A 21,540-nucleotide genomic window follows, 5' to 3' on the forward strand; every position below is an offset into this window, starting at 1 on the left:
TGGCGACCGGCATGGGTGCTGACCCAGATTGCATCGGCACCTTCATCGGTCAGGCGCGCGGCGTCGTCGGGGCGTCCGACGCCTTTGACCACCAAAGGACCGTCCCAGCTATCGCGCAGAGATTTGAAATAATCCCAATCGGGTGAGGTGCGGAGCAAATAACCGATATGCTGATTGGCAGGCAGGGTCGCTTTGATATCGCTGTAGCTTTCCATCAGGCGCAGGCGCGGCATGCCGGTCTTGCGAATGCCCAACAGCCAAGCCGGACATTGCGCCGCCTGCAGCGCCAGCCGTGGCGTCAGACGTGGCGGTTGTGTCAGCCCGCCGCGCGTCTGGCGTTCGCGCCGCGATGCCACCGGCACGTCGACTGTCAGGATCAGCGTATGGAACCCTGCATTTTTGGCACGCTTCAGGATATCGTCACGGATCGTTGGGTCACGCGGCGGGTATAGCTGGAACCAGCCTTGGTCCCCGGCATGGGGCCCAACGGATTCTGGCAATTGGCTCGCCACGGTGGACAGCCCATAGGGAATCTGTTCGCGTGCGGCCATCCGTGCGAGCATCTGTTCCGCCCCCGGCCAGATCAGCCCTGACATGCCCAGCGGGGCGATGCCGATGGGAATCGGATGAGATTTGCCTAGCAAAGTCGCCGTCAGGTCCGGTGTGAATTCGCCATGCAGGATCGAAGGGTTGAACAACACCTGATCAAGCATGGTGCGGTTACGTCGCTGTGTCGCCTCCACCCCGGTGGCGCTGTCGAGATATTCCCAGACGAAATGCGGAATGCGCCTGCGGGCGCGGGATTTGAGATCTGCGATGGCAGGATAGCGTGCATGTGCGTTCATGATCCGGACGTTAGGAGGGATGTCGTGCCATTTGCAATGGCAAGATGTGGCCCACAGCGTGATATTTCTGCGCGGGTGAGGGGCTGGAACGGAAGTAGAACAAGGCTTTTCTTGGCGGGCGGATGACGGTATGGATAGAGGATGAATGATTTTTCCGAAGATGATGCCTTTGAAGCCGCCGCCGTCCCGCTGAGCCAGCGGGCGATGGCGCGCCCTGCGATGCCAGCGGCGACGCCCTATCTGGATGGGCTGAACCCGGCGCAACGGCAGGCGGTTGAGACGCTGGACGGGCCGGTGCTGATGCTGGCGGGGGCCGGAACGGGAAAGACCAAGGCGCTGACCAGTCGGATTGCCCATGTTCTGGCGACACGCAGCGCGCGCCCGCAAGAGGTGTTGGCGGTGACCTTCACTAACAAAGCCGCGCGCGAGATGAAGCACCGGATCGCCAATCTGATGGGCGAGGCGGTGGAGGGCATGCCATGGCTTGGCACTTTCCATTCGGTCAGTGCCAAGCTGCTGCGCCGCCATGCTGAACTGGTCGGACTGCAATCCAGTTTCACGATCCTTGATAGTGACGATCAGCTGCGCCTGTTGAAACAACTGGTCGTGGCGTCGGATATCGACGAAAAACGCTGGCCGCCGCGCATGCTTGCCGGGATCATCGACGGCTGGAAGAACAAGGCGCTGACGCCGGACAAGGTGCCGGTGGCGGAAAGTGGCGCGTTTGATGGCAAGGGTGTCGATCTTTACGCCGCCTATCAGCGACGGTTGCGCGACCTGAACGCCGTCGATTTCGGCGATATCCTGTTGCACATGGTCACGATTTTTCAAAAGCACCCCGATGTGCTGCAGATGTATCAGACCCGTTTCCGCTATATTCTGGTGGACGAATATCAAGATACCAATGTCGCCCAATATCTCTGGCTGCGCCTGTTGGCGGCAGGGCACAAGAACATCTGCTGTGTGGGCGATGACGACCAGTCGATCTATGGCTGGCGGGGTGCCGAGGTCGGCAATATCCTGCGATTTGAGGCGGATTTTCCCGGTGCCCATGTCGTGCGGCTGGAAGAAAATTACCGCTCTACCCCGCATATTTTGGCCGCTGCGTCGGGTGTGATCGCCGCCAACAAGGGACGGTTGGGCAAGACGCTGTTCACGTCGGTCAAGGAAGGCGAAAAGGTCCGCCTGATCGGCCATTGGGACGGCGAGGAAGAAGCGCGCTGGATCGGCGAAGAAATCGAGGCGGGCCAGCGTGGCACACGGGGGATGGCCCCCATGGGGCTGGACAGCATGGCGATTCTTGTGCGGGCCAGCCACCAGATGCGCGCGTTCGAGGATCGGTTCCTGACCATCGGCCTGCCTTACCGCGTGATCGGGGGGCCGCGTTTTTATGAACGGATGGAAATCCGCGATGCGATGGCCTATTTCCGGCTCGCCGTCTCGCCCGCCGATGATCTAGCGTTCGAGCGGATCGTGAATACACCAAAACGCGGGTTGGGCGACAAGGCGATCCAGACCATCCAGCGTACGGCGCGCGCGAACGGTGTTTCCTTGATCGAGGGCGCGCGGCTGGTCTGTCAGGGCCGCCTTTTGGGCGGCAAGGGGCTGAAGGAACTGACCGAACTGGTTGCGGGGCTGGATCGATGGCACGCGCAGGTCCTGGCCGAGGCCGATACCCATGTCGAACTGGCCGAGATGATTCTTGATGAATCCGGTTACACCGGGTTCTGGCAGAACGACAAGACACCCGAAGCGCCTGGGCGGCTGGAAAACCTGAAGGAATTGATCAAGGCGCTGGAGAATTTCGAGAATCTGCAAGGGTTTCTCGAACATGTCAGCCTGATCATGGATAATGAAACCGAGGAACAGGGCGAGAAGGTCAGCATAATGACTTTGCACGCCGCCAAGGGGCTGGAATTTCCATCCGTGTTCCTGCCGGGTTGGGAAGAGGGGTTGTTTCCCTCGCAACGGTCGATGGATGAAAGCGGGCTGAAAGGCTTGGAGGAAGAACGCCGTCTGGCCTATGTCGGCATCACCAGGGCCGAGGAATTGTGCACCATTTCCTTTGCCGCGAATCGTCGGGTCTACAGGCAATGGCAATCGCAGATGCCGTCACGCTTTATCGATGAGCTGCCCGTCGATCATGTCGAGGTGTTGACCCCCCCTGGTCTTTATGGCGGCGCTTATGGTGCTGCGGGCATGGCGGCCAGCGCATCGCCCGCGATTATGGGGGCAATGGGGTCTGACCTGCATCAAAAGGCGCATGATGCTGATGTTTATAATTCACCCGGTTGGCGGCGATTGCAGACGCGCAGCCAGCAACGCGGCGTGACGATGCCGTCCGAGGCAAGAAATATGACGATTGATGCAACTGCTGTGTCTGCCTTCAGCGTCGATGACCGCGTGTTTCATCAGAAATTCGGCTATGGGGCCGTGCGCGGGATCGAAGGCGACAAGCTGGAAATCGCCTTTGACAAGGCTGGCACTAAACACGTCGTCGCGCGGTTCATCGCCAGTGCCGATGCGGCGGATGATGTGCCGTTTTAAGCCGCGAGCATCGGCCATAACGATCCTATCAGCAAAACCGCCATTGTGACGTTGAACACCCGCAACCGCCGTGCCGTGCCCAGCCAGCGGCGGACCTGCACGCCGATCCAGGCCCAGATCGTCACGGCAGGCAGGTTCGTGGCTGCGAACACCACAGCGACGATCAGCGACCCGATGGCCGCGCCGCGATCCTGCGGCGCATAGGCGCTGATCGCGGTGATGGCCATGAACCAGGCTTTGGGGTTGACCCATTGAAACGCCGCGGCTTGAAAAAAGGTAAAAGGGGTGCCGGTAACCTTCTTTGCCTCCGGCGGGACAGCATTTGCAATTTTCCACGCCAGCCACAGCATATAGACGGCGCTGACGATCTTCAGGATCAGGTTCAGCGCGGGATAGGTCACGAATACCTGCAACAGCACGACGCCTACCATCCAGACCATGAACGCGTGGCCCAATGATATACCCAGCACATGTGGCACCGTCCGGCGTAGCCCGTAATTGGCGCCCGAAGCCATCACCATCAGGTTGTTCGGCCCCGGTGTGACTGAACTGGCAAAGGCAAAGCCGATGAGGGCGATCAATATTTCATAGCTCATTGCGCAACAATAATCGGTGTATCGCACAATGAAATTGCCAAGCGACGCGCAGTTGGATTATTCATGCAACTAATGACGCAAAATGACCCTATCACCGACCGAATATTGCGCATCCTGTCAAAGCATGGTCGCATCAGTAACCTGCAATTGGCAGATAAGGTCGGCCTGTCGCCCTCTGCCTGTCTGCGCCGGGTGCAGGAGCTCGAACGCAGCGGCGTGATCACCGGTTATCGCGCACGGCTTGATCCGGGCAAGACCGGGCGGCATATGTGGTTTATGTGGCCGTCGGGCTGTCGGAGCATACCAAGGCGGCACAAGCCGGGTTTGAACGCGCGATGAAGGGTGCCGATCAGGTAACCGAATGCCACAATATTGCGGGGGCGTTTGAATATATCCTGCGGGTAGAAGTGGCCGATCTGCCCGCCTACAAGACGTTCCACACCGACATTCTGGGCACCGTCCCGCATGTGCGATCGATCACCAGCTATATGGTGATGGGATCACCCAAGGATACGCGGGCATAATCGCTTTAGATTTCTCTTTTCCGAAAATGCTGAACTGGCCCCGGACTTGATCATGGTAATCCGGATGAAAACAATACCGGGCGAGGGGCAGTGTCCCTTGCCGACTGCGCATAAAAAAACGGCCATGCCCGGGAGGAGGTGGGCATGACCGTTTCTATGATCAGCGCCTCCTTGCGTCTGGGAGGAGAAGAAGCAAGGCGCGTCCTCGCTGGTGTTGCTCGGGAGGAGGTGAGCGTGACCAGCGGTAAATCGGTACCAACCCGGGAGGAGGTGGGCGGTCCCGAAACTCGTTCTCTAAAGTGGCGGCACCTGGGAGGAGGTAGGTGCCGCCACCTTATTGATGATCCCTGCCCGGGGAGGAGGTCGGGCGCGGGATCTGTCAGATCTGCCTTTTCAGGGAGGAGGCAGCAGATCCGATTTCTGAATTCATTTGCCGTAAGCGGCTTCCAAGGCGATTGCCTTGATATCTGTGCGAGACAGGCCCAGATCGCTCAGGTCACGATCGGACAGGCTGCTAAGTTCGCGCAGGGTTGTCATGTACACGTTGCGCTTAGCCAGCTTGTCGGCCAGGGTGACGCGAAAGCCTGACAAACGCTCTGCGAATGGGATGTTCGCGGGGAGGGTGATATTGAAGGTTGTCATTTTGCTACTCGTTTCTGTCTGGTGTCGTTGGCGTCTTTGCCGTCTTGTTGTGACCATCATGTATGATAATGCTGCGCTTGCACAACGGTCGATACGGCAATGCTGCTATGCAGAAAGTGCATAAGTATTGCTGACCTAACGTCATAACTCTGTTGCAATATTAGGCGTGGCATAGGAAGCCGTTGTGAAATGCCTAGAACGTGCCAGAACCTGCTGGAAAAACAGGCAGAATAAAAATCGGAGGCCCTATCATGGCTGTTACGCGTGACGAAATTCTAGAAACATTGGCCCGACTCACATTGCCCGGTGGTGGCGATATCGTGTCGCGCGACATGATCCGCGCCTTGACCATCGACGGCGCAAAAGTCAGATTCGTGATCGAGGCAGCGGACCCTGCGGAAGCCGCCAAAATGGACGGCCTGCGCCGGGCGGCTGAGCAGATCGTGCTAGCCTTGACAGGGGTGGATCATGTCTCTGTCGTGCTGACCGCGCATGGCCCCGCGCCCAAATCGGCTGAACCACCGTCACTGAAGGTGGGTCGCCATCCGACCCCGCAGGCAGGGCCCGCCAAGGTCAGCGGCGTTGATCGCATTATCGCCATCGGGTCCGGCAAGGGTGGTGTGGGCAAATCTACCGTATCTTCTAACCTTGCTGTCGCGCTGGCGCGGCAGGGGCGGCGCGTTGGCCTGCTGGATGCTGATATCTACGGGCCGAGCCAGCCGCGTATGATGGGCGTCAACAAGCGGCCGGCCAGCCCTGACGGCAAGACGATCATGCCACTGCAGGCACATGGTGTGACGATGATGTCGATCGGGCTGATGATGGACCCGGATAAGGCAGTCGTCTGGCGTGGTCCGATGCTGATGGGCGCTTTGCAGCAGATGCTAGGGCAGGTGGCCTGGGGCGAATTGGATATCCTGCTGGTCGATCTGCCGCCCGGAACCGGCGATGTGCAACTGACGCTTTGTCAGAAGACCGAACTGACCGGTGCGATTGTGGTCAGCACGCCGCAGGATGTCGCACTTCTCGATGCGCGCAAGGCGCTGGACATGTTCAACACGCTGAAGACCCCGGTGCTGGGTCTGATCGAAAACATGTCTACATATATCTGTCCCAACTGCGGGCACGAGGCCCATATCTTCGGTCATGGTGGTGTCGCGGCAGAGGCGGACAAGATCGGCGTGCCGTTTCTTGGTGAATTGCCTATCGATCTGGCTACCCGTCTAGCAGGTGATGCCGGGACCCCGATTGCCGCCGGGGATTCGCCCATGGCAGAGTCCTACGCAGCCCTTGCCCGTCGTCTGATCGCAGGCGGTATGGCGTGATCATGATTCGCCGGGCGACTGCGGATGATTTCGACGCGCTCTGGCCAATCCTGCGCGATGTCTTTCGCGCTGGCACGACCTATGCCGTTGATTCCGCGATCAGCCGGGACGCGGCTTGCGACTATTGGATGAACCAGCCCGCTGCGACCTTTGTCGCGGTGGCAGATGACCGGATTGTCGGCACCTATTATATCCGCACCAATCAACCCGGCGGCGGCGCGCATATCTGCAACTGCGGTTATATCGTGGCCCCAGCAGCCCGCGGGCAGGGGCTTGCCGCGCAAATGTGCCTGCATAGTCAGGATCAGGCCCGTGCGATGGGCTACTTGGCGATGCAATTTAATTTTGTGCTGGCCAGCAACAGCGGTGCGGTGCGGTTATGGCACGGGCTGGGCTACGTCACGCTGGGCACGATCCCCGACGCTTTCCGCCACCCGGAACTAGGTCTGGTCGCGGCCCATATCATGTATAAAGCGCTATAAGCCTCGGTCTTCCGGGAATGCATGGAATCCATCACGATTCCGAATCGTTCCGTGATCGATCGTGAGGTGATTCCTCTGAATATGGATGAAAGTCGCTGCGCTGCTCGCGACATTTCCTAGGGTAGTGCGATTTTTCTGCATCAATCCGCAAACTGGATTGGCTACATCATATAGTGTTGTCGTGTAAAGACTTCACTACATGCACGATAAATGCGTTCGACTTCACGCTGCATATCACTGGTGATCTGCCAGCTTTGCCCATCAAGTTCCATAAATTCCCAAAAAGTTGTTGATCGTGATTGCCAGTGATGGCACAACAAGGACAAGGTGATGTCGGACACGACAACAACGGGGCAAATCAAGAACCCCAACCGGCAAAAGCAGGTTTCATACAGGCTTCGGCAGCACCAAAAACGATCCGACGCGTGAGCGAGCAGACATCCCCCCAGGTGGCACGCGTAGTCGGACTTACCCAGCGATGGGACGAGGATGGCGGATTGTGCAGTGGCAGCAGCGCAATCCGCCATTTTTACATCCGGGGCTTGGCCCCGGCGGGCAGTAGGGACGTAGGGCGTGGATCTGAGTTTCACAGGCGAACACACCCAGAAGGTGGACAGCAAGGGGCGCATGTCGATCCCGGCTGATTTTCGTCGCGTGCTCGAACAGGGCGATCCCGAATGGAACACCGACCGCACACCACGTATGTATCTGCTTTATGGCGAACATCTCAAAAACGAATTGCACGGCTATACAGTCGCCGAATTCGGCAGGGTGGTGGATCAGATCAATGCGCTGCCGCGCGGGTCGGAACGCAAGAAGATCCTGTCGCGCCTGATCATCGGCCAGTCCATCCGTCTGGATGTCGATAAGGACGGGCGCACCGTCATGCCGATCAGGCAGCGCCAGAAGCTGGGAATCACCGACGGCGAACTGACCTTCAGCGGTCTGGGCGACCATTTCGAGATCTGGAAGGCGGAGACCTTTGATACGGAAGTGTCAGAGACATTGACTGCTTATCTGGCGGACAAGCCTGATGGCTTTGACCCGCTGGCGTTGCTGGATGAATAGGCGCGCGGATGTCTGAAGCCCCCCACATCCCCGTCCTGATCCGGCCGCTGATTGCAGCGGTCGCACCCGTTTCGGGGGTCTGGCTGGATGGCACATTCGGCAATGGCGGCTACACCCGGGAATTGCTGACAGCGGGTGCTGATAAGGTGATCGCGGTAGATCGTGATCCGTTGGCGTTTGAACTGGCCGCGGATTGGGCGGCGGAATACGGCGACCGGATCGTGATGCGCGAAGGCGTGTTTTCTGAACTAGACAGCTATGGTCAGGATCTGGACGGCGTCGTGCTGGATCTTGGGGTCAGCTCGATGCAGCTGGATCTGGCCGAACGCGGCTTTTCGTTCATGCGTGACGGGCCGCTGGATATGCGGATGTCGCAATCGGGCCCGTCTGCCGCCGATCTGTGCAATGACGCCGACGAATCCGAACTGGCCGATATCATTTATCTTTACGGCGAAGAACGCGCCTCCCGCCGGATCGCCAAGGCAATTGTCGCCGCCCGTCCGCTGACCACGACCGGGCAATTGGCGAAGATTGTTGAAAGCTGCCTGCCAAGGGCGAAGCCCAATCAGTCACACCCCGCCACGCGCACCTTTCAGGCGCTGCGCATCGCGGTAAACAATGAATATGGCGAACTGGCCATGGGGCTGATGGCGGCGGAGCGGGCGCTGAAACCGGGGGGACAACTGGCCGTCGTGACCTTTCATTCCGTCGAGGACCGGATGGTCAAACGTTTCTTGCAGGCGCGATCCGGCAACAACGCCAATGCCAACCGCTATGCGCCCGAAATCGCGCAGATCACACCGGCCTTCCGCATGGAAAAGCGCAAGGCCATCGGGCCGGACGAACAGGAACTGGCGGAAAATCCAAGATCGCGTTCTGCCAAGATGCGGATCGCGATCCGCACCGATGCCCCGGCGCAAGAAATTGACCCGGCGGACCTGGGCATGCCGATGATGCGTCACAAGGGGGGCCGCTGATGCGGGGTTTTCTGTTTGTCTTCGTAGCCTGTGCCGTGATCGCGCTTGCCTTCTGGGCGTATCAGGAGAATTACACGACCCAGACCGCGATCCGCGAGGTGCGCGGGCTTTACAGCGATATCGGTGCCGCGCATGACCGGTTGAAAATGTTGCGCGCGGAATGGGCCTATCTGAACCGGCCCGACCGGCTGGCCGATCTGGCGGATCTGAACTTTGACCGGCTTGGCCTTTTGCCGTTGCGGCCCGAGGCGTTTGGGCAGGTTGGTCAGATCATCTATCCGCTGCCGCCGATCCTGCCGATCACTGACCCGATCGAATTGTCTGCCGATATGATTGACCTTGCAGAGGACCCTTTGTGATGCGCACGCCGCTGCGGCCATTGGCCCGTATCCTCAAGGCCCGCGAAAAGGGCGAAAACCCTGACGTGATCGAGGCGGAAAACCGCGCCCGCCGGCATGCTGCGGATCAGGACAAGGCCCGCAACCGGGCCGAAGGGCGTCTGTTGCTGTTAGGGCTGATGTTTTTCTGTGCCTTCGCGGTCATCGGTACCCGGATGGGGTCGCTGGCATCATCGGTTCCCGAAGAACCCCGCGCCGCAGCCGAGGGCAATCCAATCATCGGCCAACGCGCCGATATCGTAGACCGCAACGGGCGGCTGCTGGCGACCAACCTAGATACTTATTCGCTTTATGCGCATCCGCATCAGATGGTCGATCCGGTGCGCACGGCGACGCAGCTTGCCGAAATATTTCCCGAAATGGATGCCGAGCGCCTGATCACCGATTTCACCGGTCAGCGCCGGTTTTTGTGGCTGCGCCGCCAGTTGAGTCCCGAACAGATGCAGGCCGTGCATGATATCGGCAGCCCCGGTTTGCTGTTCGGGCCGCGCGAAATGCGGCTTTACCCCAATGGGCAGCTTGCCGCGCATATCCTTGGCGGGGCCAGCTATGGCCGTGAAGGTGTGTCCAGCGCCGAAGTGATCGGTGTGGCAGGCGTGGAACGTCAGTTCGACGGCTTCCTGCGCGATCCTGCCAATGAAGGCGCGCCGCTGCAATTGTCGATTGATCTGTCCATTCAGGCGGTGACCGAACAGGTGCTGGCCGGTGGCATGGCCTTGATGAATGCCAAAGGGGCCACGGCTGTGCTGATGGATATTCATTCAGGCGAAATCATCGCCATGGCCTCCCTGCCCGATTTTGATCCTAACAACCGTCCGCAGGTCGCGACGACAGGTGATCAATCCGACAGCCCGTTGTTCAACCGCGCGGTGCAGGGGGTCTATGAACTGGGATCGGTCTTCAAGATTTTTGCCGTCGCACAGGCGATGGAACTGGGGCTGGTCAATGCCAATACGATGATTGACACAACCAATCCGCTGACATGGGGCCGGTTCCGGATCCGCGATTTCCGCAATTACGGCCCGCAGAACAGCACCACCGATGTGATCGTGAAATCTTCCAACGTGGGCACCGCGCGGATCGCGATGCAGATCGGTGCCGAACGCCAGCGCAGTTTCATGGGACAGCTGGGCCTGTTGCAAGCCACCCCGGTCGAGATGATCGAAGCCCCGACCGGCGCGCCTTTGTTGCCGCGCAACTGGTCCGAGATTTCGACGATGACGATATCCTATGGACATGGTCTGTCCTCGTCGCCCCTGCACCTGGCTGCTGCCTATTCCGCCATGGTGAACGGCGGCACGAAAGTTGAACCGACCTTGTTGATGAACCCGAATCCGGAACCCGGCCCTCGGATCATCAGCCAGGCGGTCAGCGATACCGTCGTGAACATGCTGCGGCTGACGGTCACCCGCGGTACTGCATCGATGGGCGATGTCGAAGGCTATGAGGTTGGCGGCAAGACCGGCACCGCCGATAAACCACGTGCCTCGGGCGGGGGATACTACCCTGACAAGGTCATCGCGACTTTCGCCACGGTCTTTCCAGCCAGCGACCCGCAATATGTTCTGATCGTCTCGCTGGACGAACCTGTCGAAACCTCGGGGTCAGAGCCGCGTCGTACTGCTGGCTGGACCGCCGTACCTGTGGCGGCCGAAGTGATCCGGCGCACGGCACCTTTGCTGGGCCTGCGGCCGAACGTGGACATGGGTGATCCTGTCGGTATAACACTGACCTCGAATTAAAGGGGTCTTTGCAATGATGACATTGACAGCGCTGGGCTTGACCGCTGCGCAGGGGCGCGATGTGCCGATCACATCGCTGGCCGTGGATAGCCGCGACGTGACCAGCGGTTGCCTGTTCGCCGCCTTGCCGGGTGCCAAGGTACATGGCGCAGAGTTCATTCAATACGCACTGCGCATGGGGGCGGCGGCTGTGCTCACCGACGCGGCAGGCGCGCGCATTGCCGTCGATGTACTGGCTGCCAGCGACGCGGCGCTGATCGTGGCTCAGGACCCGCGCCAGACGCTGGCGCAGACCGCGTCCTTGTGGTTCGGCGCGCATCCGGCCACGGTCGTTGCGGTCACCGGGACCAATGGCAAAACATCGGTGTCCAGCTTTTGCCGCCAGATATGGGAAGAACTTGGGATCGCCGGCGTCAACCTCGGCACCACCGGGGTCGAAGGTGCGTGGACTCATCCGCTCAAACACACCACGCCCGAACCCATTACCCTGCACCGCATCATGGCCGAGGCGGCCGCGAATGGCGTTACCCATGTCGCGATGGAGGCGTCGTCGCATGGTCTGGACCAGCGCCGCCTTGACGGGGTGCTGCTCGCCGCTGCCGGGTTCACGAACTTCACGCAGGACCATCTTGATTACCACACCACCTTCGAAGCTTATTTTGAGGCCAAGCTCGGCCTTTTCACCCGTGTGTTGGCCGAAGACGGGGTGGCCGTCGTCAACCTTGACGATCCCACGGGGCCTGAGGTTGCGCAAATCTGCACCCGGCGTGGACAAGAGGTCATCGGTGTGGGCCGCAGCCCTGAGGCGCGCCTGCGCCTGACCGGTCAGCGGTTCGACGCGACGGGGCAAGACCTGCTGTTCACCTGGCAGGGCCGTCCTTATCACGCACGCCTTGCGCTGATTGGCGGATTTCAGGCGGAAAACGTGCTGCTGGCCGCCGGACTGGTGATCGCGGCGGGGACCGATCCGCTGGATGTGTTCGCGGCTTTGCCGCAGCTTGGCACCGTCCGGGGCCGGATGGAGCTGGCCGCGACCCGCGCCAACGGGGCGGCGGTTTTCGTCGATTACGCCCATACGCCTGACGCAGTGCAGACCGCGTTGCAGGCGCTGCGCCCGCATGTGCTGGGCCGGATCGTGGCGATCATCGGGGCAGGTGGTGATCGTGACCGGGCCAAACGACCCCTGATGGGGGCAGCCGCCGCGGAATTCGCCGACAGCGTGATCGTCACCGATGACAACCCGAGGTCCGAAGATCCCGCAGCGATCCGCGCCGCCGTGCTGGCAGGCGCGCAATCCTGCGACAGCCTGACCGAAGTCGCGGACCGTGCCGAAGCGATCCTGCGCGGGATCGACATGCTGCAACCGGGCGACGCGCTGCTGATCGCGGGTAAGGGCCACGAAAGCGGCCAGATCATCGGCGATACCGTGATGCCCTTCGATGATGTCGAACAGGCCAGCGTCGCTGTCGCAGCGCTGGAGGGGCGGATATGACCCCGCTCTGGACTGCCGCCGATGCGGTTGCGGCAACGCATGGTATGACCAACAGCGACTGGACCGCGACAGGTGTGTCGATCGACACGCGGACCTTGCAAAAAGGCGATCTGTTCGTCGCTTTGAAAGACATCCGCGACGGGCATGATTTCGTGAAACTCGCGCTGGAAAAAGGTGCCGCCGCCGCTCTGGTCAGTCACCGCCCTGCGAATGTCGGCCCCGACGCGCCGCTTCTGGTGGTGCCGGACGTGCTGCGCGGGCTTGAGGCGCTCGGCATCGCGGCCCGCGCCCGTAGCAGGGCCCGAATTGCCGCGATCACCGGGTCGGTCGGCAAGACATCGACCAAGGAAATGCTGCGCACCATCCTGTCGCGTCAGGGCAGATGTCATGCGGCCGAGGCGTCTTATAACAACCATTGGGGTGTGCCGCTGACACTTGCCCGTATGCCTGAAGATGCCGATTTCGCCGTGGTCGAGATCGGGATGAGCAATCCGGGGGAAATTGCACCTTTGTCGCGCATGACCCGTCCGCATGTCGCGATGGTGACGACCGTGGCTGCGGCGCATCTGGCGTCTTTCGACGACCTCGATGGGATCGCCGCTGAAAAGGCCACAATCATGGATGGCCTGGAACCGGGCGGCATTGCGGTGCTGAACGGCGACATCGTGACGAGCAAGCTGCTTCAGGACCGTGCTGAATGCGTCGGCGCGCAGATCGTGCTGTTTGGTGAGACCACGGGCGCATGGCGTATCAGTGACCTGCGCATATGTCAGGACGTGACCGTCATTGAGGTCGTATCGCCCGGGCATGATTACCTTTTCAAGCTTTCCGTGCCGGGGCGTCATTTCGCGCTGAACGCGGTGGGGGTGTTGGCGGTGGCGCAGGCTTTGGGCGCTGATCCCCTTGCGGCGTCGCTTGATCTGGGGCTTTGGGTGCCACCCGCAGGACGCGGCACGCGCGAGATATTGCAGCTTGATCCGGCCAATGAATTCGAAACGCTCGACCTGATTGATGATGCGTTCAACGCCAACCCGACATCGCTGGCCGCCTCGCTTGAGGTGATCTCCGCCGGACAACCACGCGACGGCGTCGGCCGGATCGTCAAAGGGCGGCGAATCGCGATTCTTGGCGATATGCTGGAACTGGGTCCGCAAGAGGTGGGCATGCACAGGGACATGGCGCAGAACGGGCATCTGCAGCAGCTTGATCTGATCCATTGCGCAGGCCCACTGATGAAGCATCTTTGGCAATCCCTGCCAGATACCCAACGTGGCCAATGGACCGCCACCGCGGCAGAACTGGCGGGTCAGGCGTCGCGTCTCGTGGATGCCGGCGATGTGGTGCTTGTGAAGGGCTCAAAAGGCAGCAAAATCGCACTGGTCGTTGACGCGATCCGTAAACTGGGGCATCGCCGCCTTTCCGAGTAATAGGACATCATCATGCTTTACTGGCTTACGGCACTTTCCGATGGCGGCGACGTTTTCAACCTGTTCCGCTATATCACCTTTCGTGCCGGTGGCGCTTTTCTGACGGCGCTTGTCTTTGGGTTTATCTTCGGGCGGCCTTTGATCAATGTGCTGCGGCGCAAGCAGGGAAAAGGCCAGCCGATCCGCAGCGACGGGCCGGAAGGGCATTTTGCCAAAGCGGGCACGCCGACCATGGGCGGGTTGCTGATCGTGGGCGCGCTGACCTTTTCCACATTGCTTTGGGCGCGGCTGGATAATCCCTTTGTCTGGATGGTGCTGTTCGTGACCCTGTCCTTTGCTGCCATCGGTTTTGCCGATGATTATGCGAAAGTGTCCAAGCAGACCTCTTCGGGTGTGTCAGGCAAGGTGCGGATCCTGCTCGGGATCGCCATCGCCGCCGTCGCGGCCTATTGGGCGGCGCAATATCACCCCGATGAACTGACCAATCAACTGGCGGTGCCGGTGTTCAAAGCCACGCTGATCAATCTGGGGCTGCTGTTCGTTCCCTTCGCGGTGATCGTGATCGTGGGATCGGCCAATGCGGTGAACCTGACCGATGGTCTTGATGGGCTGGCGATCATGCCGGTGATGATCGCCGCGGGCACTTTCGGGGTGATCGCCTATGCGGTGGGCCGGGTCGATTTCACCCAATATCTGGATGTGCATTACGTGCCCGATACCGGCGAGTTGCTGATCTTCACTATGGGGCTGATCGGCGGCGGATTGGGGTTCTTGTGGTATAACGCGCCGCCTGCGGCAGTTTTCATGGGCGACACGGGATCGCTGGCGCTCGGCGGTGGTCTGGGCGCGATCGCCGTGGCCACCAAGCATGAGATCGTGCTGGCCGTGGTCGGCGGGTTGTTCGTGGTCGAGGCTTTGTCAGTGATCATTCAGGTGCTTTATTTCAAGCGGACCGGTAAAAGGGTCTTTCTGATGGCGCCCATCCACCACCATTATGAAAAGCGGGGCTGGTCAGAACCGCAGATCGTGATCCGGTTCTGGATCATTTCGCTGATCCTTGCGATGATCGGGCTGGCGACGCTGAAGGTGCGCTGAATCACCCGGTAGGCTGGGTGCAAACCCACCTTACTCTTGCACCGGCGGCGCGCAGGCGGCAGGTTGCCGCGCAACAGCAGAGGCATTTACAATGATTCCAGTACAGGGCTTTGCAGGCCAGATTGTCGCGATCCTTGGCCTTGGCCGGTCCGGTCGCACCGCAGCGGCAGCTTTGCAAGCAGGCGGGGCCAGCGTGGTCGTCTGGGACGACGGGCAGGCGGGGCGCGACGCGGCCGAGGCGGATGGCTATGCCCTTCGCGACCTGACGCAAACGGCGTCATACGCGGGGATCGCCGCGCTGATCGTCAGCCCCGGCATCCCCCATCTTTACCCAACCCCGCATCCCGCAATCGCCGCCGCCTGGGCCGCTGGCGTGCCGGTGGACAATGATATTGGTCTGTTCTTCCGGTCCTTTGCTACCGACGAATGGGACGGGTTCGAAACCACACCACATGTCATCGCCATCACCGGGTCGAACGGCAAATCGACCACCGCGGCACTGGTCCATCACATTCTGTCCGAAAGCGGACGCCCGGCGCAGCTGGCAGGCAATATCGGGCGCGGCGTGCTGGATATCGATCCCGCCCATGATGGCGAGGTGGTGGTCCTTGAACTGTCTTCCTACCAGACCGATCTGGCCCGCGCGCTGACCCCCGATGTGGCTGTCTTTACCAACCTGTCACCCGATCATCTGGACCGGCACGGTGGCTTGGGCGGTTATTTCGCCGCCAAAAGACGGCTTTTTGCCGAAGGTGGCCCGGATCGTGCCGTCATCGGTGTCGATGAAAACGAAGGGTTGTATCTGGCCAATCAGCTTTCTGAACGGCACGGCGATGACCGGGTGATCATGATATCCTCCGGGCAGAAACTGACCGAGGCAGGCTGGTCGGTTTTCGCGCGCAAGGGGTTTTTGTCCGAATACCGGCACGGGCGGCAGGTCGGCTCGATTGATTTGCGCGCCATTCCCGGCCTGCCGGGTGCGCATAACCATCAGAATGCCTGTGCCGCTTATGCCGCCTGCCGGACATTTGGCCTTGGCCCCCGCGCGATCGAGGCGGCGATGCAATCCTATCCCGGTCTGCCGCATCGCAGCCAGTTGGTGACTGAACGAGGCGGCGTGCGTTTCGTGAACGACAGCAAGGCGACGAATGTCGACAGCGCCGCGAAAGCCTTGCTGGCTTTCCCCCGAATCCGCTGGATCTGTGGCGGTTTACAGAAAGAAGGCGGGCTGGACGGGCTGTTGCCCGGTCTGGCCCATGTCGCCAAGGCCTATGTCATCGGACGCGAGGCTGCGGAATTCGCCCGGCAATTGCCGGGTATCCCGACCGACATCTGCACCACAATGTCCAGCGCCGTCGCACAGGCAGCGGCCGAGGCGGAGCCGGGCGATGTCGTCCTGCTCGCCCCGGCGGCGGCGTCGTTTGATCAATATGACAATTTCGAACAACGCGGCGATGATTTCATGGCCTGCGTCAGGACCTTGCCCTAACGCATTGACAGATAATCGGCGGATACGAATCCCGTGATCCCCGGTGCATTTGCCAGCGAAACCCGGCACCATCGCTGTCCCAGCTCTGTCACGCATTCCCGCCGGTTGAGCTCGGTCCCGTCGGGCAAGCCAAGGATGACGTTGAACGCAAGGCTCGGGCCGGCGCGCAGTTTCAGCATGTCGTCGGGGCCAGCGCCGGTCACGACGGCGTTGCCCTGCGCAGCACAGCTGGCGACAAGCATGATGATGAATGGGATGGCGATCCTGCGCATGTTTTTACACCTCAGTCTTTTTGTTTGTGTGGTTTATGACACCCGGTGCCGGGCGCGTGAAGCGGTAAACCGCAGGAAAGCGCACCATCGCTTATCCGTGCTGCGTGATCGGGGCAGTGACGCCTTCGTCGGGAGAAAGGGATTGTTGACCCAAGCTGGCAGTCACCTTATCATCGGGGTACACACCTTCCAGAGTTTTCAGGGAGAAATCCTAATGCCCTATCTCGACATCAGCGTCGCCCCGGTAAGCACCGACAGCAGGGATGCGTATCTCGTACATACGCGGGAAACCACGCCTTTGTTCAAAGAACATGGCGCGCTCAGCGTCACCGATAGCTGGGGTGACGATCTGCCGGATGGCAAGCTGACCGATTTCAAGAAAGCCGTCGCCTTGCAGGAGGGTGAGACCGTCGCAGTGAGCTGGATCACCTGGCCGGATCGTGTGACGCGGGATGCGGCCTGGGAAAACTTGATGCAGGACGACCGGATGATGAAACTCGACATGCCTTTCGATGGCAGCCGGATGATCATGGGCGGGTTCGAAATGCTGTCGGATAGCTGAGCGAGACTCAGCCTTTGCTGATCAGCACCGCATATTGCGCATAACTGCGATGCAGGTCCGTGATCTGCACAGTCAGCCCGTGAATTTCGCCCAGCCTTTGTACCACGGCGGCTAGGTCATGGCGCGGCGTGACATAAAACCGGGCCAGCCATGCGTTGAAAAAGCGTCTGGCAAAGCCCGGCAGCCTTTGCTGGCCGCCAAAATCCACGATATGAAGGCTGCCGCCTGGGGCCAGACGCCGCAGCGATTGTTCCAGCGCACCGGCCCAGTCGGGGATCATCGACAGACAATAGGAAAAGATGATCCGGTCGAATTTTGCCACGCCAAACAGCGGGTTGGGGTCAAAATCGCAGGCATCGCCCTGCGCGAGCACTGCGCGTCCGCCCAGTTTGTTACGGGCAGAGGTCAGCATCTCCTCTGATATATCCAGACCGTAGAGCGCGCAGTCAGGGAAACGCTGCGCAATATGGTCCAGATTCCGCCCCGTTCCGCAGGCGATCTCCAAGACATGCCCGCCCTTTGGCGGATCGAGCTTTGCGATCAGGTGATCCCGCCCCAGCAGATAAAACGCCCGCGTCGCGTCATAAATCCGGCGCTGATAGCGATAGGTCCGATCCATCAGCGCGGCATGAGTAGCATCCGCCATGGTCTAACCTGCAAAGCGATACAGATGCACGCCCCCGTAAATCGCCGACCTGTCCTGCGCAAAGCCTTGCGCGGAAGCATCAGCATCATAGGTCCAGCGCCCCAGCAAATCGGCAGGCACCCGTCCGGGCAGGATATCCTCTGTGCCGCCCGTACGGAACAGCACCCTCGCGCCCTTTCGTGCGGTGCGGGTAATCTGCCCCCAAAGGGCGGCAAGCTGTGCGTCATTCATCCAATCCTGCGCATCAAGCAGGATATAAGCATCGAGACTGGCCTCATCCCTTGTCGCCAGATGATCCGTCAGGGACTGGTTCAGCGGTCGTACCCGGCCCGCGCGCGCCGCGATATCGACGAAATTCCGTGACATCAGATAGGGCGGCAGGGCGGCATCGGGCGTATCGGCATAGCCACGTTTGACGGCCTGCCAGAGAAAGTAATTCTCTTGCACCGGAAAATCGCAGACCAGCCGCCTGACGCGTTCGCGCAGCACCGCGATCACCTCGCCCCCGCCATCAGCGGCGAGCTTGTCATATTGCGCGGGCGGAATGCCAAGGCCGAACAGCGATGACCGCTGCCGCGCCAGCATTCGCACGATCCGTTTGTCGAACAATGGGTCTATGGCGCTGGCGTGAAAGTGGCGCTGGTCTTCCAGTGTTTGTGCGGCCAGAAGCGGGCGGAAATTGACGCGGGCCACCTTGGCCAGCAGATGGATGGTGCCGATGAACCGCCCCAGCACGCCATGCCGGTAAAAGCCGCGCGTGAACATCGCAGCGCGCCTGCGACCGGTCCAGAAGGCGCGGCTTTTGGCATCAAGTTGCGGCGCAAGCTGGTCGCGGATCAGCGCCGCATTCCCGGGACGGTCGGCATGCCCAAAAAGATCATAGAACGCACCCTGATCAAGATTCTGTGCTGCGGTCACTTTCAGCCGCAGCAAGGCAATGTGCGCAGGCGACAGATCGACCGCAGTGACCGATTCCGGATCAGCCGTCAGATACGACATCGCATTGCACCCGCCAGAAGCGATGCAAATCATATCCGCCCCTGCAGGCAAATTCATGGCCGTCATGTCGGCCACCGGGTCTTCCCATATCTGGGCATAGACAAGTCCCTCGAACAGGCGCGCGAACAGGCGTTCGTGAAAGCCGGTGAGGTTCAGGCGGGGGCTCTGGTAGACAGCGGCCCCCAGTTGCTGGCTGACATTGATGGCATCCGTCATTGGGTGATCGCTTTCTGTTGTTCGGCATGTGGCACTTCGGTCGGTCCGGGGCGGTGTTTGCCGAGGCTGAAGGCATAATCGCGCCCGCCCAGCCGGCGCAGTACGCCGTCGCCCGCGTCTTCAAGCGCGGTCATGCTGTCGACCCAGTCGCCGCTGTTGGCATAGATCAGGCCGAAGTGGTCGTGCAGCGCGGCGATATGGAAATGGCCGCAGATCACACCGTCAAGCCCTTTGGCGCGGGCCATATCCACCATCCGCCTTTCATGTGCGCGCCCGCGATAGCGCAAGGCGTTTGACGCGATCACCAACCTGTCGATCACGCTGCGTGCTTGCGGCTGACGGCGCGAGAGTTTGCGCAGGATACGGTCGCAGCGCCGCAAGGCGTGGTCAACCCTGCTTCCCAGCCGAGTCATCATATGCAAGCGGATCAGGCGGCTGTCGGCCTCGTCGCCATGCACGACCAGCAGGCGTTTTCCCGTTGCTGTCACATGGATATAGGACGACAGATATTCTGCCCTAAGATGCGCATGCGACGGGATCAGGGTGGGGTCCGGGTCATGATTGCCGCGCAGATAGATCAACCGTGCACCAGCCTTGGCGCGACCGCGCAGATGATCGATCACCGCCTGATCCTGCGCAGTCCAATGCGGCAACAGCGGATGCCAGAGATCAAGAATGTCGCCGATCAGCACATAGGTATCGGCAGGGTGGCGTTGCAGGAACCGCAGCGCGAGCTCGGGATGCGACGACAACGCCCCAAGATGCAGGTCCGATATGAAAAGCGTGCGCCCCTGCGGTGCGGCACCAGACTGAAACCCGTCAAGAGACATTGCATCACCCGTACTAGCCACTTGGCCGCAACCATGGCGCGCCGCGATGACAGAGGGATGAACGTCAGGTATCAGTTTTGTTGCAATCGTCCTGTCAGGATCGCCGGGCAGGGTGGGTCATGACCCACCTTACCTTTCCTTGATCGCCTGACCGGCAGCCCAGCCCGACGACCAGGCCCATTGGAAATTATACCCGCCCAACCAGCCGGTCACATCGACGCATTCGCCGATGAAATAAAGCCCTGGCACATCCCGCGCAGCCATGGTGCGCGAAGACAGAGCGGCAGTATCCACGCCGCCCAGGGTCACTTCGGCGGTGCGATACCCTTCGGAGCCGGACGGCGTGACCTGCCAGGCCTGCAGATCGGCACAAAGCGCTGTCAGCCGCGCATCGCTTTGGTCGGCCATCGTGCCGGACAGGTCAAACCCGCCGGCCAGATAATCCACCAGCCGACCGGGCAGGTATAGCGACAGGATCGTCATCAGCGCCTTGCGCGGATCGCCTTTCCGGTGCCTTTGCAGCGCACCCATCAGGTCGGTGCCGGGGGTCAGGTTCACGCTGATCGCATCGCCTTCCTGCCAATAGGAGGAGGCTTGCAGCACCGCAGGCCCGGACAGGCCGCGATGGGTGAAAAGCAAAGCTTCATCAAATCCGGTAGCCCCCGCCGTCACACGTGCAGGCGTGGCAACACCAGCGAGCGGTCTGAACCTGTCATCGCTGAAGGTCAGTGGCACCAGACCGGGGCGCGGGGTGACGACGGGCAGCCCGAATTGTTCCGCCACCTGATAGGCAAAGCCAGTGGCGCCCATCTTGGGGATGGATTTACCGCCGCTCGCCATCACCAGATTGCGCGCTGTGACAGTGACTTCGCGGTCCTGCCGCTTCAGGTTCACGATGAAATCCGCCCCGTCTTGGCGGATATCAAGCACTGCCGTCTGCAACCACAGTTGCGCCGCTGCGCGATCCATCTCGGCGCGCAGCAGGTCGACGATATCCTTGGCGGATGTGTCGCAGAAGAATTGGCCAAGCGTTTTTTCATGCCACGGGATGCCGTGGGAATCGACCAGCGCGATGAAATCCCACTGCGTATAGCGCCCGAGCGCGGATTTGGCGAAATGCCTGTTCTGACTGATGAAATTATCCGCCCCGGTATGCAGATTGGTGAAATTGCAGCGTCCACCGCCCGAGATGCGAATCTTTTCACCTGCAGCGCGCGCATGATCGACGACCAACACCCCCGGTCCCGCATGGGCGGCGCACATCATCCCTGCGGCGCCTGCGCCAATGATCAAGGTCCGGACTTTCATGCGATGCGATGTGGCGTGGAATAGCCCACAGCGCAAGAGCGCAGATTTTCTGTAGATA

Annotated in this window: 20 protein-coding genes and 1 pseudogene; 13 read left to right on the forward strand and 8 right to left on the reverse strand. The window is 60.7% G+C overall.

The window, feature by feature from the left end; all coding sequences use genetic code 11:
* A partial coding sequence (locus ACK4TM_RS08070; RefSeq protein ID WP_409699425.1) for an alpha-hydroxy acid oxidase occupies positions 1-845 on the reverse strand: 845 nt, incomplete at its 3' end.
* A gap of 141 nt (positions 846-986) precedes the next feature.
* On the opposite strand from ACK4TM_RS08070, the gene ACK4TM_RS08075 reads away from it, so the two are divergent.
* Positions 987-3,392 (forward strand): ATP-dependent helicase, encoded by a 2,406-nt coding sequence (locus tag ACK4TM_RS08075; RefSeq protein ID WP_409699429.1) that lies wholly within the window; start codon positions 987-989, stop codon positions 3,390-3,392.
* On the opposite strand, the gene ACK4TM_RS08080 is transcribed toward ACK4TM_RS08075, so the two are convergent.
* A complete protein-coding gene (locus ACK4TM_RS08080; RefSeq protein ID WP_409699431.1) occupies positions 3,389-3,988 on the reverse strand; it encodes a LysE family translocator in 600 nt (199 codons plus the stop codon). The genes ACK4TM_RS08075 and ACK4TM_RS08080 overlap by 4 nt on opposite strands.
* Positions 3,989-4,060: 72 nt before the next feature.
* On the opposite strand from ACK4TM_RS08080, the pseudogene ACK4TM_RS08085 reads away from it, so the two are divergent.
* A pseudogene (locus ACK4TM_RS08085) lies at positions 4,061-4,512 on the forward strand (Lrp/AsnC family transcriptional regulator).
* A gap of 426 nt (positions 4,513-4,938) precedes the next feature.
* Here ACK4TM_RS08085 and ACK4TM_RS08090 read toward each other — a convergent pair.
* Positions 4,939-5,214: a DUF1127 domain-containing protein gene (locus ACK4TM_RS08090; protein WP_409699434.1), complete on the reverse strand. Its 276-nt coding sequence runs from the start codon at positions 5,212-5,214 to the stop codon at positions 4,939-4,941.
* 191 nt (positions 5,215-5,405) lie between these two features.
* Between ACK4TM_RS08090 and ACK4TM_RS08095 the strand changes: the two genes are divergently transcribed.
* The 10 genes from ACK4TM_RS08095 to murD all read left to right on the forward strand — a co-directional run bounded on the left by ACK4TM_RS08095 (position 5,406) and on the right by murD (position 16,649).
* The gene (locus ACK4TM_RS08095) at positions 5,406-6,479 is read left to right on the forward strand and encodes an Mrp/NBP35 family ATP-binding protein (RefSeq protein ID WP_409699438.1); all 1,074 of its coding nucleotides are present in this window, start codon (positions 5,406-5,408) and stop codon (positions 6,477-6,479) included.
* The gene (locus ACK4TM_RS08100; protein ID WP_409699441.1) at positions 6,476-6,961 is read left to right on the forward strand and encodes an N-acetyltransferase family protein; all 486 of its coding nucleotides are present in this window, start codon (positions 6,476-6,478) and stop codon (positions 6,959-6,961) included. Before ACK4TM_RS08095 ends, ACK4TM_RS08100 begins: the two co-directional genes overlap by 4 nt.
* A 573-nt stretch (positions 6,962-7,534) precedes the next feature.
* The gene (locus ACK4TM_RS08105; protein ID WP_409699444.1) at positions 7,535-8,029 is read left to right on the forward strand and encodes a division/cell wall cluster transcriptional repressor MraZ; all 495 of its coding nucleotides are present in this window, start codon (positions 7,535-7,537) and stop codon (positions 8,027-8,029) included.
* Positions 8,030-8,037: 8 nt separating this feature from the next.
* Positions 8,038-9,006, forward strand: a complete 969-nt coding sequence (gene rsmH / locus ACK4TM_RS08110) for a 16S rRNA (cytosine(1402)-N(4))-methyltransferase RsmH (protein WP_409699447.1) — start codon at positions 8,038-8,040, stop codon at positions 9,004-9,006.
* A complete protein-coding gene (locus ACK4TM_RS08115) occupies positions 9,006-9,365 on the forward strand; it encodes a cell division protein FtsL (RefSeq protein WP_409699450.1) in 360 nt (119 codons plus the stop codon). The genes rsmH and ACK4TM_RS08115 overlap by 1 nt, the downstream gene beginning before the upstream one ends.
* Positions 9,365-11,146 carry a peptidoglycan D,D-transpeptidase FtsI family protein gene (locus ACK4TM_RS08120; protein WP_409699453.1) on the forward strand — a complete coding sequence of 594 codons (1,782 nt, stop codon included), beginning with the start codon at positions 9,365-9,367 and terminating at the stop codon, positions 11,144-11,146. The genes ACK4TM_RS08115 and ACK4TM_RS08120 overlap by 1 nt, the downstream gene beginning before the upstream one ends.
* Positions 11,147-11,159: 13 nt before the next feature.
* Positions 11,160-12,638: a UDP-N-acetylmuramoyl-L-alanyl-D-glutamate--2,6-diaminopimelate ligase gene (locus ACK4TM_RS08125; protein ID WP_409699456.1), complete on the forward strand. Its 1,479-nt coding sequence runs from the start codon at positions 11,160-11,162 to the stop codon at positions 12,636-12,638.
* Positions 12,635-14,065, forward strand: a complete 1,431-nt coding sequence (murF, locus tag ACK4TM_RS08130; protein WP_409699459.1) for a UDP-N-acetylmuramoyl-tripeptide--D-alanyl-D-alanine ligase — start codon at positions 12,635-12,637, stop codon at positions 14,063-14,065. The genes ACK4TM_RS08125 and murF overlap by 4 nt, the downstream gene beginning before the upstream one ends.
* A gap of 12 nt (positions 14,066-14,077) precedes the next feature.
* Positions 14,078-15,160, forward strand: coding sequence for a phospho-N-acetylmuramoyl-pentapeptide-transferase (mraY, locus tag ACK4TM_RS08135; RefSeq protein ID WP_409699462.1), 1,083 nt, complete (start codon positions 14,078-14,080; stop codon positions 15,158-15,160).
* Between the two features lie 91 nt (positions 15,161-15,251).
* A complete protein-coding gene (murD, locus tag ACK4TM_RS08140) occupies positions 15,252-16,649 on the forward strand; it encodes a UDP-N-acetylmuramoyl-L-alanine--D-glutamate ligase (RefSeq protein WP_409699465.1) in 1,398 nt (465 codons plus the stop codon).
* Here the strand turns inward: murD and ACK4TM_RS08145 are convergent.
* The gene (locus ACK4TM_RS08145) at positions 16,646-16,921 is read right to left on the reverse strand and encodes an SH3 domain-containing protein (RefSeq protein WP_409699468.1); all 276 of its coding nucleotides are present in this window, start codon (positions 16,919-16,921) and stop codon (positions 16,646-16,648) included. The genes murD and ACK4TM_RS08145 overlap by 4 nt on opposite strands.
* Positions 16,922-17,135: 214 nt before the next feature.
* Here ACK4TM_RS08145 and ACK4TM_RS08150 point away from each other — a divergent pair, with 214 nt between their 5' ends.
* On the forward strand, positions 17,136-17,483 hold the full coding sequence (locus tag ACK4TM_RS08150) for a DUF1428 domain-containing protein (RefSeq protein WP_409699471.1): 348 nt from the start codon (positions 17,136-17,138) through the stop codon (positions 17,481-17,483).
* Positions 17,484-17,490: 7 nt separating this feature from the next.
* Here the strand turns inward: ACK4TM_RS08150 and ACK4TM_RS08155 are convergent, their stop codons facing one another.
* The 4 genes from ACK4TM_RS08155 to ACK4TM_RS08170 all read right to left on the reverse strand — a co-directional run bounded on the left by ACK4TM_RS08155 (position 17,491) and on the right by ACK4TM_RS08170 (position 21,482).
* Positions 17,491-18,129, reverse strand: coding sequence for a class I SAM-dependent methyltransferase (locus tag ACK4TM_RS08155; protein WP_409699474.1), 639 nt, complete (start codon positions 18,127-18,129; stop codon positions 17,491-17,493).
* A gap of 3 nt (positions 18,130-18,132) precedes the next feature.
* A complete protein-coding gene (locus tag ACK4TM_RS08160) occupies positions 18,133-19,344 on the reverse strand; it encodes a DUF3419 family protein (RefSeq protein WP_409699477.1) in 1,212 nt (403 codons plus the stop codon).
* Entirely contained in the window at positions 19,341-20,174 is an 834-nt protein-coding gene (locus tag ACK4TM_RS08165; protein ID WP_409699480.1) for a UDP-2,3-diacylglucosamine diphosphatase, read from the reverse strand. The genes ACK4TM_RS08160 and ACK4TM_RS08165 overlap by 4 nt, the downstream gene beginning before the upstream one ends.
* A 129-nt stretch (positions 20,175-20,303) precedes the next feature.
* On the reverse strand, positions 20,304-21,482 hold the full coding sequence (locus ACK4TM_RS08170; protein WP_409699483.1) for an NAD(P)/FAD-dependent oxidoreductase: 1,179 nt from the start codon (positions 21,480-21,482) through the stop codon (positions 20,304-20,306).
* Between the last annotated feature and the right edge of the window lie 58 nt (positions 21,483-21,540).

It is taken from the genome of Yoonia sp. (assembly GCF_046292185.1).
In the GTDB taxonomy this organism is placed as follows: domain Bacteria; phylum Pseudomonadota; class Alphaproteobacteria; order Rhodobacterales; family Rhodobacteraceae; genus Yoonia.

What these genes read in the sequence shown, in the direction of transcription:
- ACK4TM_RS08165 (WP_409699480.1), bottom strand. Translation starts at nt 20,174, where the DNA reads ATGTCTCTTGACGGGTTTCAGTCTGGTGCCGCACCGCAGGGGCGCACG.
- ACK4TM_RS08080 (WP_409699431.1), bottom strand. Translation starts at nt 3,988, where the DNA reads ATGAGCTATGAAATATTGATCGCCCTCATCGGCTTTGCCTTTGCCAGT.
- ACK4TM_RS08095 (WP_409699438.1), top strand. Translation starts at nt 5,406, where the DNA reads ATGGCTGTTACGCGTGACGAAATTCTAGAAACATTGGCCCGACTCACA.
- rsmH (WP_409699447.1), top strand. Translation starts at nt 8,038, where the DNA reads ATGTCTGAAGCCCCCCACATCCCCGTCCTGATCCGGCCGCTGATTGCA.
- ACK4TM_RS08145 (WP_409699468.1), bottom strand. Translation starts at nt 16,921, where the DNA reads ATGCGCAGGATCGCCATCCCATTCATCATCATGCTTGTCGCCAGCTGT.
- ACK4TM_RS08075 (WP_409699429.1), top strand. Translation starts at nt 987, where the DNA reads ATGAATGATTTTTCCGAAGATGATGCCTTTGAAGCCGCCGCCGTCCCG.
- ACK4TM_RS08150 (WP_409699471.1), top strand. Translation starts at nt 17,136, where the DNA reads ATGCCCTATCTCGACATCAGCGTCGCCCCGGTAAGCACCGACAGCAGG.
- ACK4TM_RS08170 (WP_409699483.1), bottom strand. Translation starts at nt 21,482, where the DNA reads ATGAAAGTCCGGACCTTGATCATTGGCGCAGGCGCCGCAGGGATGATG.
- ACK4TM_RS08120 (WP_409699453.1), top strand. Translation starts at nt 9,365, where the DNA reads ATGCGCACGCCGCTGCGGCCATTGGCCCGTATCCTCAAGGCCCGCGAA.
- murF (WP_409699459.1), top strand. Translation starts at nt 12,635, where the DNA reads ATGACCCCGCTCTGGACTGCCGCCGATGCGGTTGCGGCAACGCATGGT.
- ACK4TM_RS08125 (WP_409699456.1), top strand. Translation starts at nt 11,160, where the DNA reads ATGATGACATTGACAGCGCTGGGCTTGACCGCTGCGCAGGGGCGCGAT.
- ACK4TM_RS08115 (WP_409699450.1), top strand. Translation starts at nt 9,006, where the DNA reads ATGCGGGGTTTTCTGTTTGTCTTCGTAGCCTGTGCCGTGATCGCGCTT.
- ACK4TM_RS08155 (WP_409699474.1), bottom strand. Translation starts at nt 18,129, where the DNA reads ATGGCGGATGCTACTCATGCCGCGCTGATGGATCGGACCTATCGCTAT.
- murD (WP_409699465.1), top strand. Translation starts at nt 15,252, where the DNA reads ATGATTCCAGTACAGGGCTTTGCAGGCCAGATTGTCGCGATCCTTGGC.
- ACK4TM_RS08160 (WP_409699477.1), bottom strand. Translation starts at nt 19,344, where the DNA reads ATGACGGATGCCATCAATGTCAGCCAGCAACTGGGGGCCGCTGTCTAC.
- mraY (WP_409699462.1), top strand. Translation starts at nt 14,078, where the DNA reads ATGCTTTACTGGCTTACGGCACTTTCCGATGGCGGCGACGTTTTCAAC.
- ACK4TM_RS08090 (WP_409699434.1), bottom strand. Translation starts at nt 5,214, where the DNA reads ATGATGGTCACAACAAGACGGCAAAGACGCCAACGACACCAGACAGAA.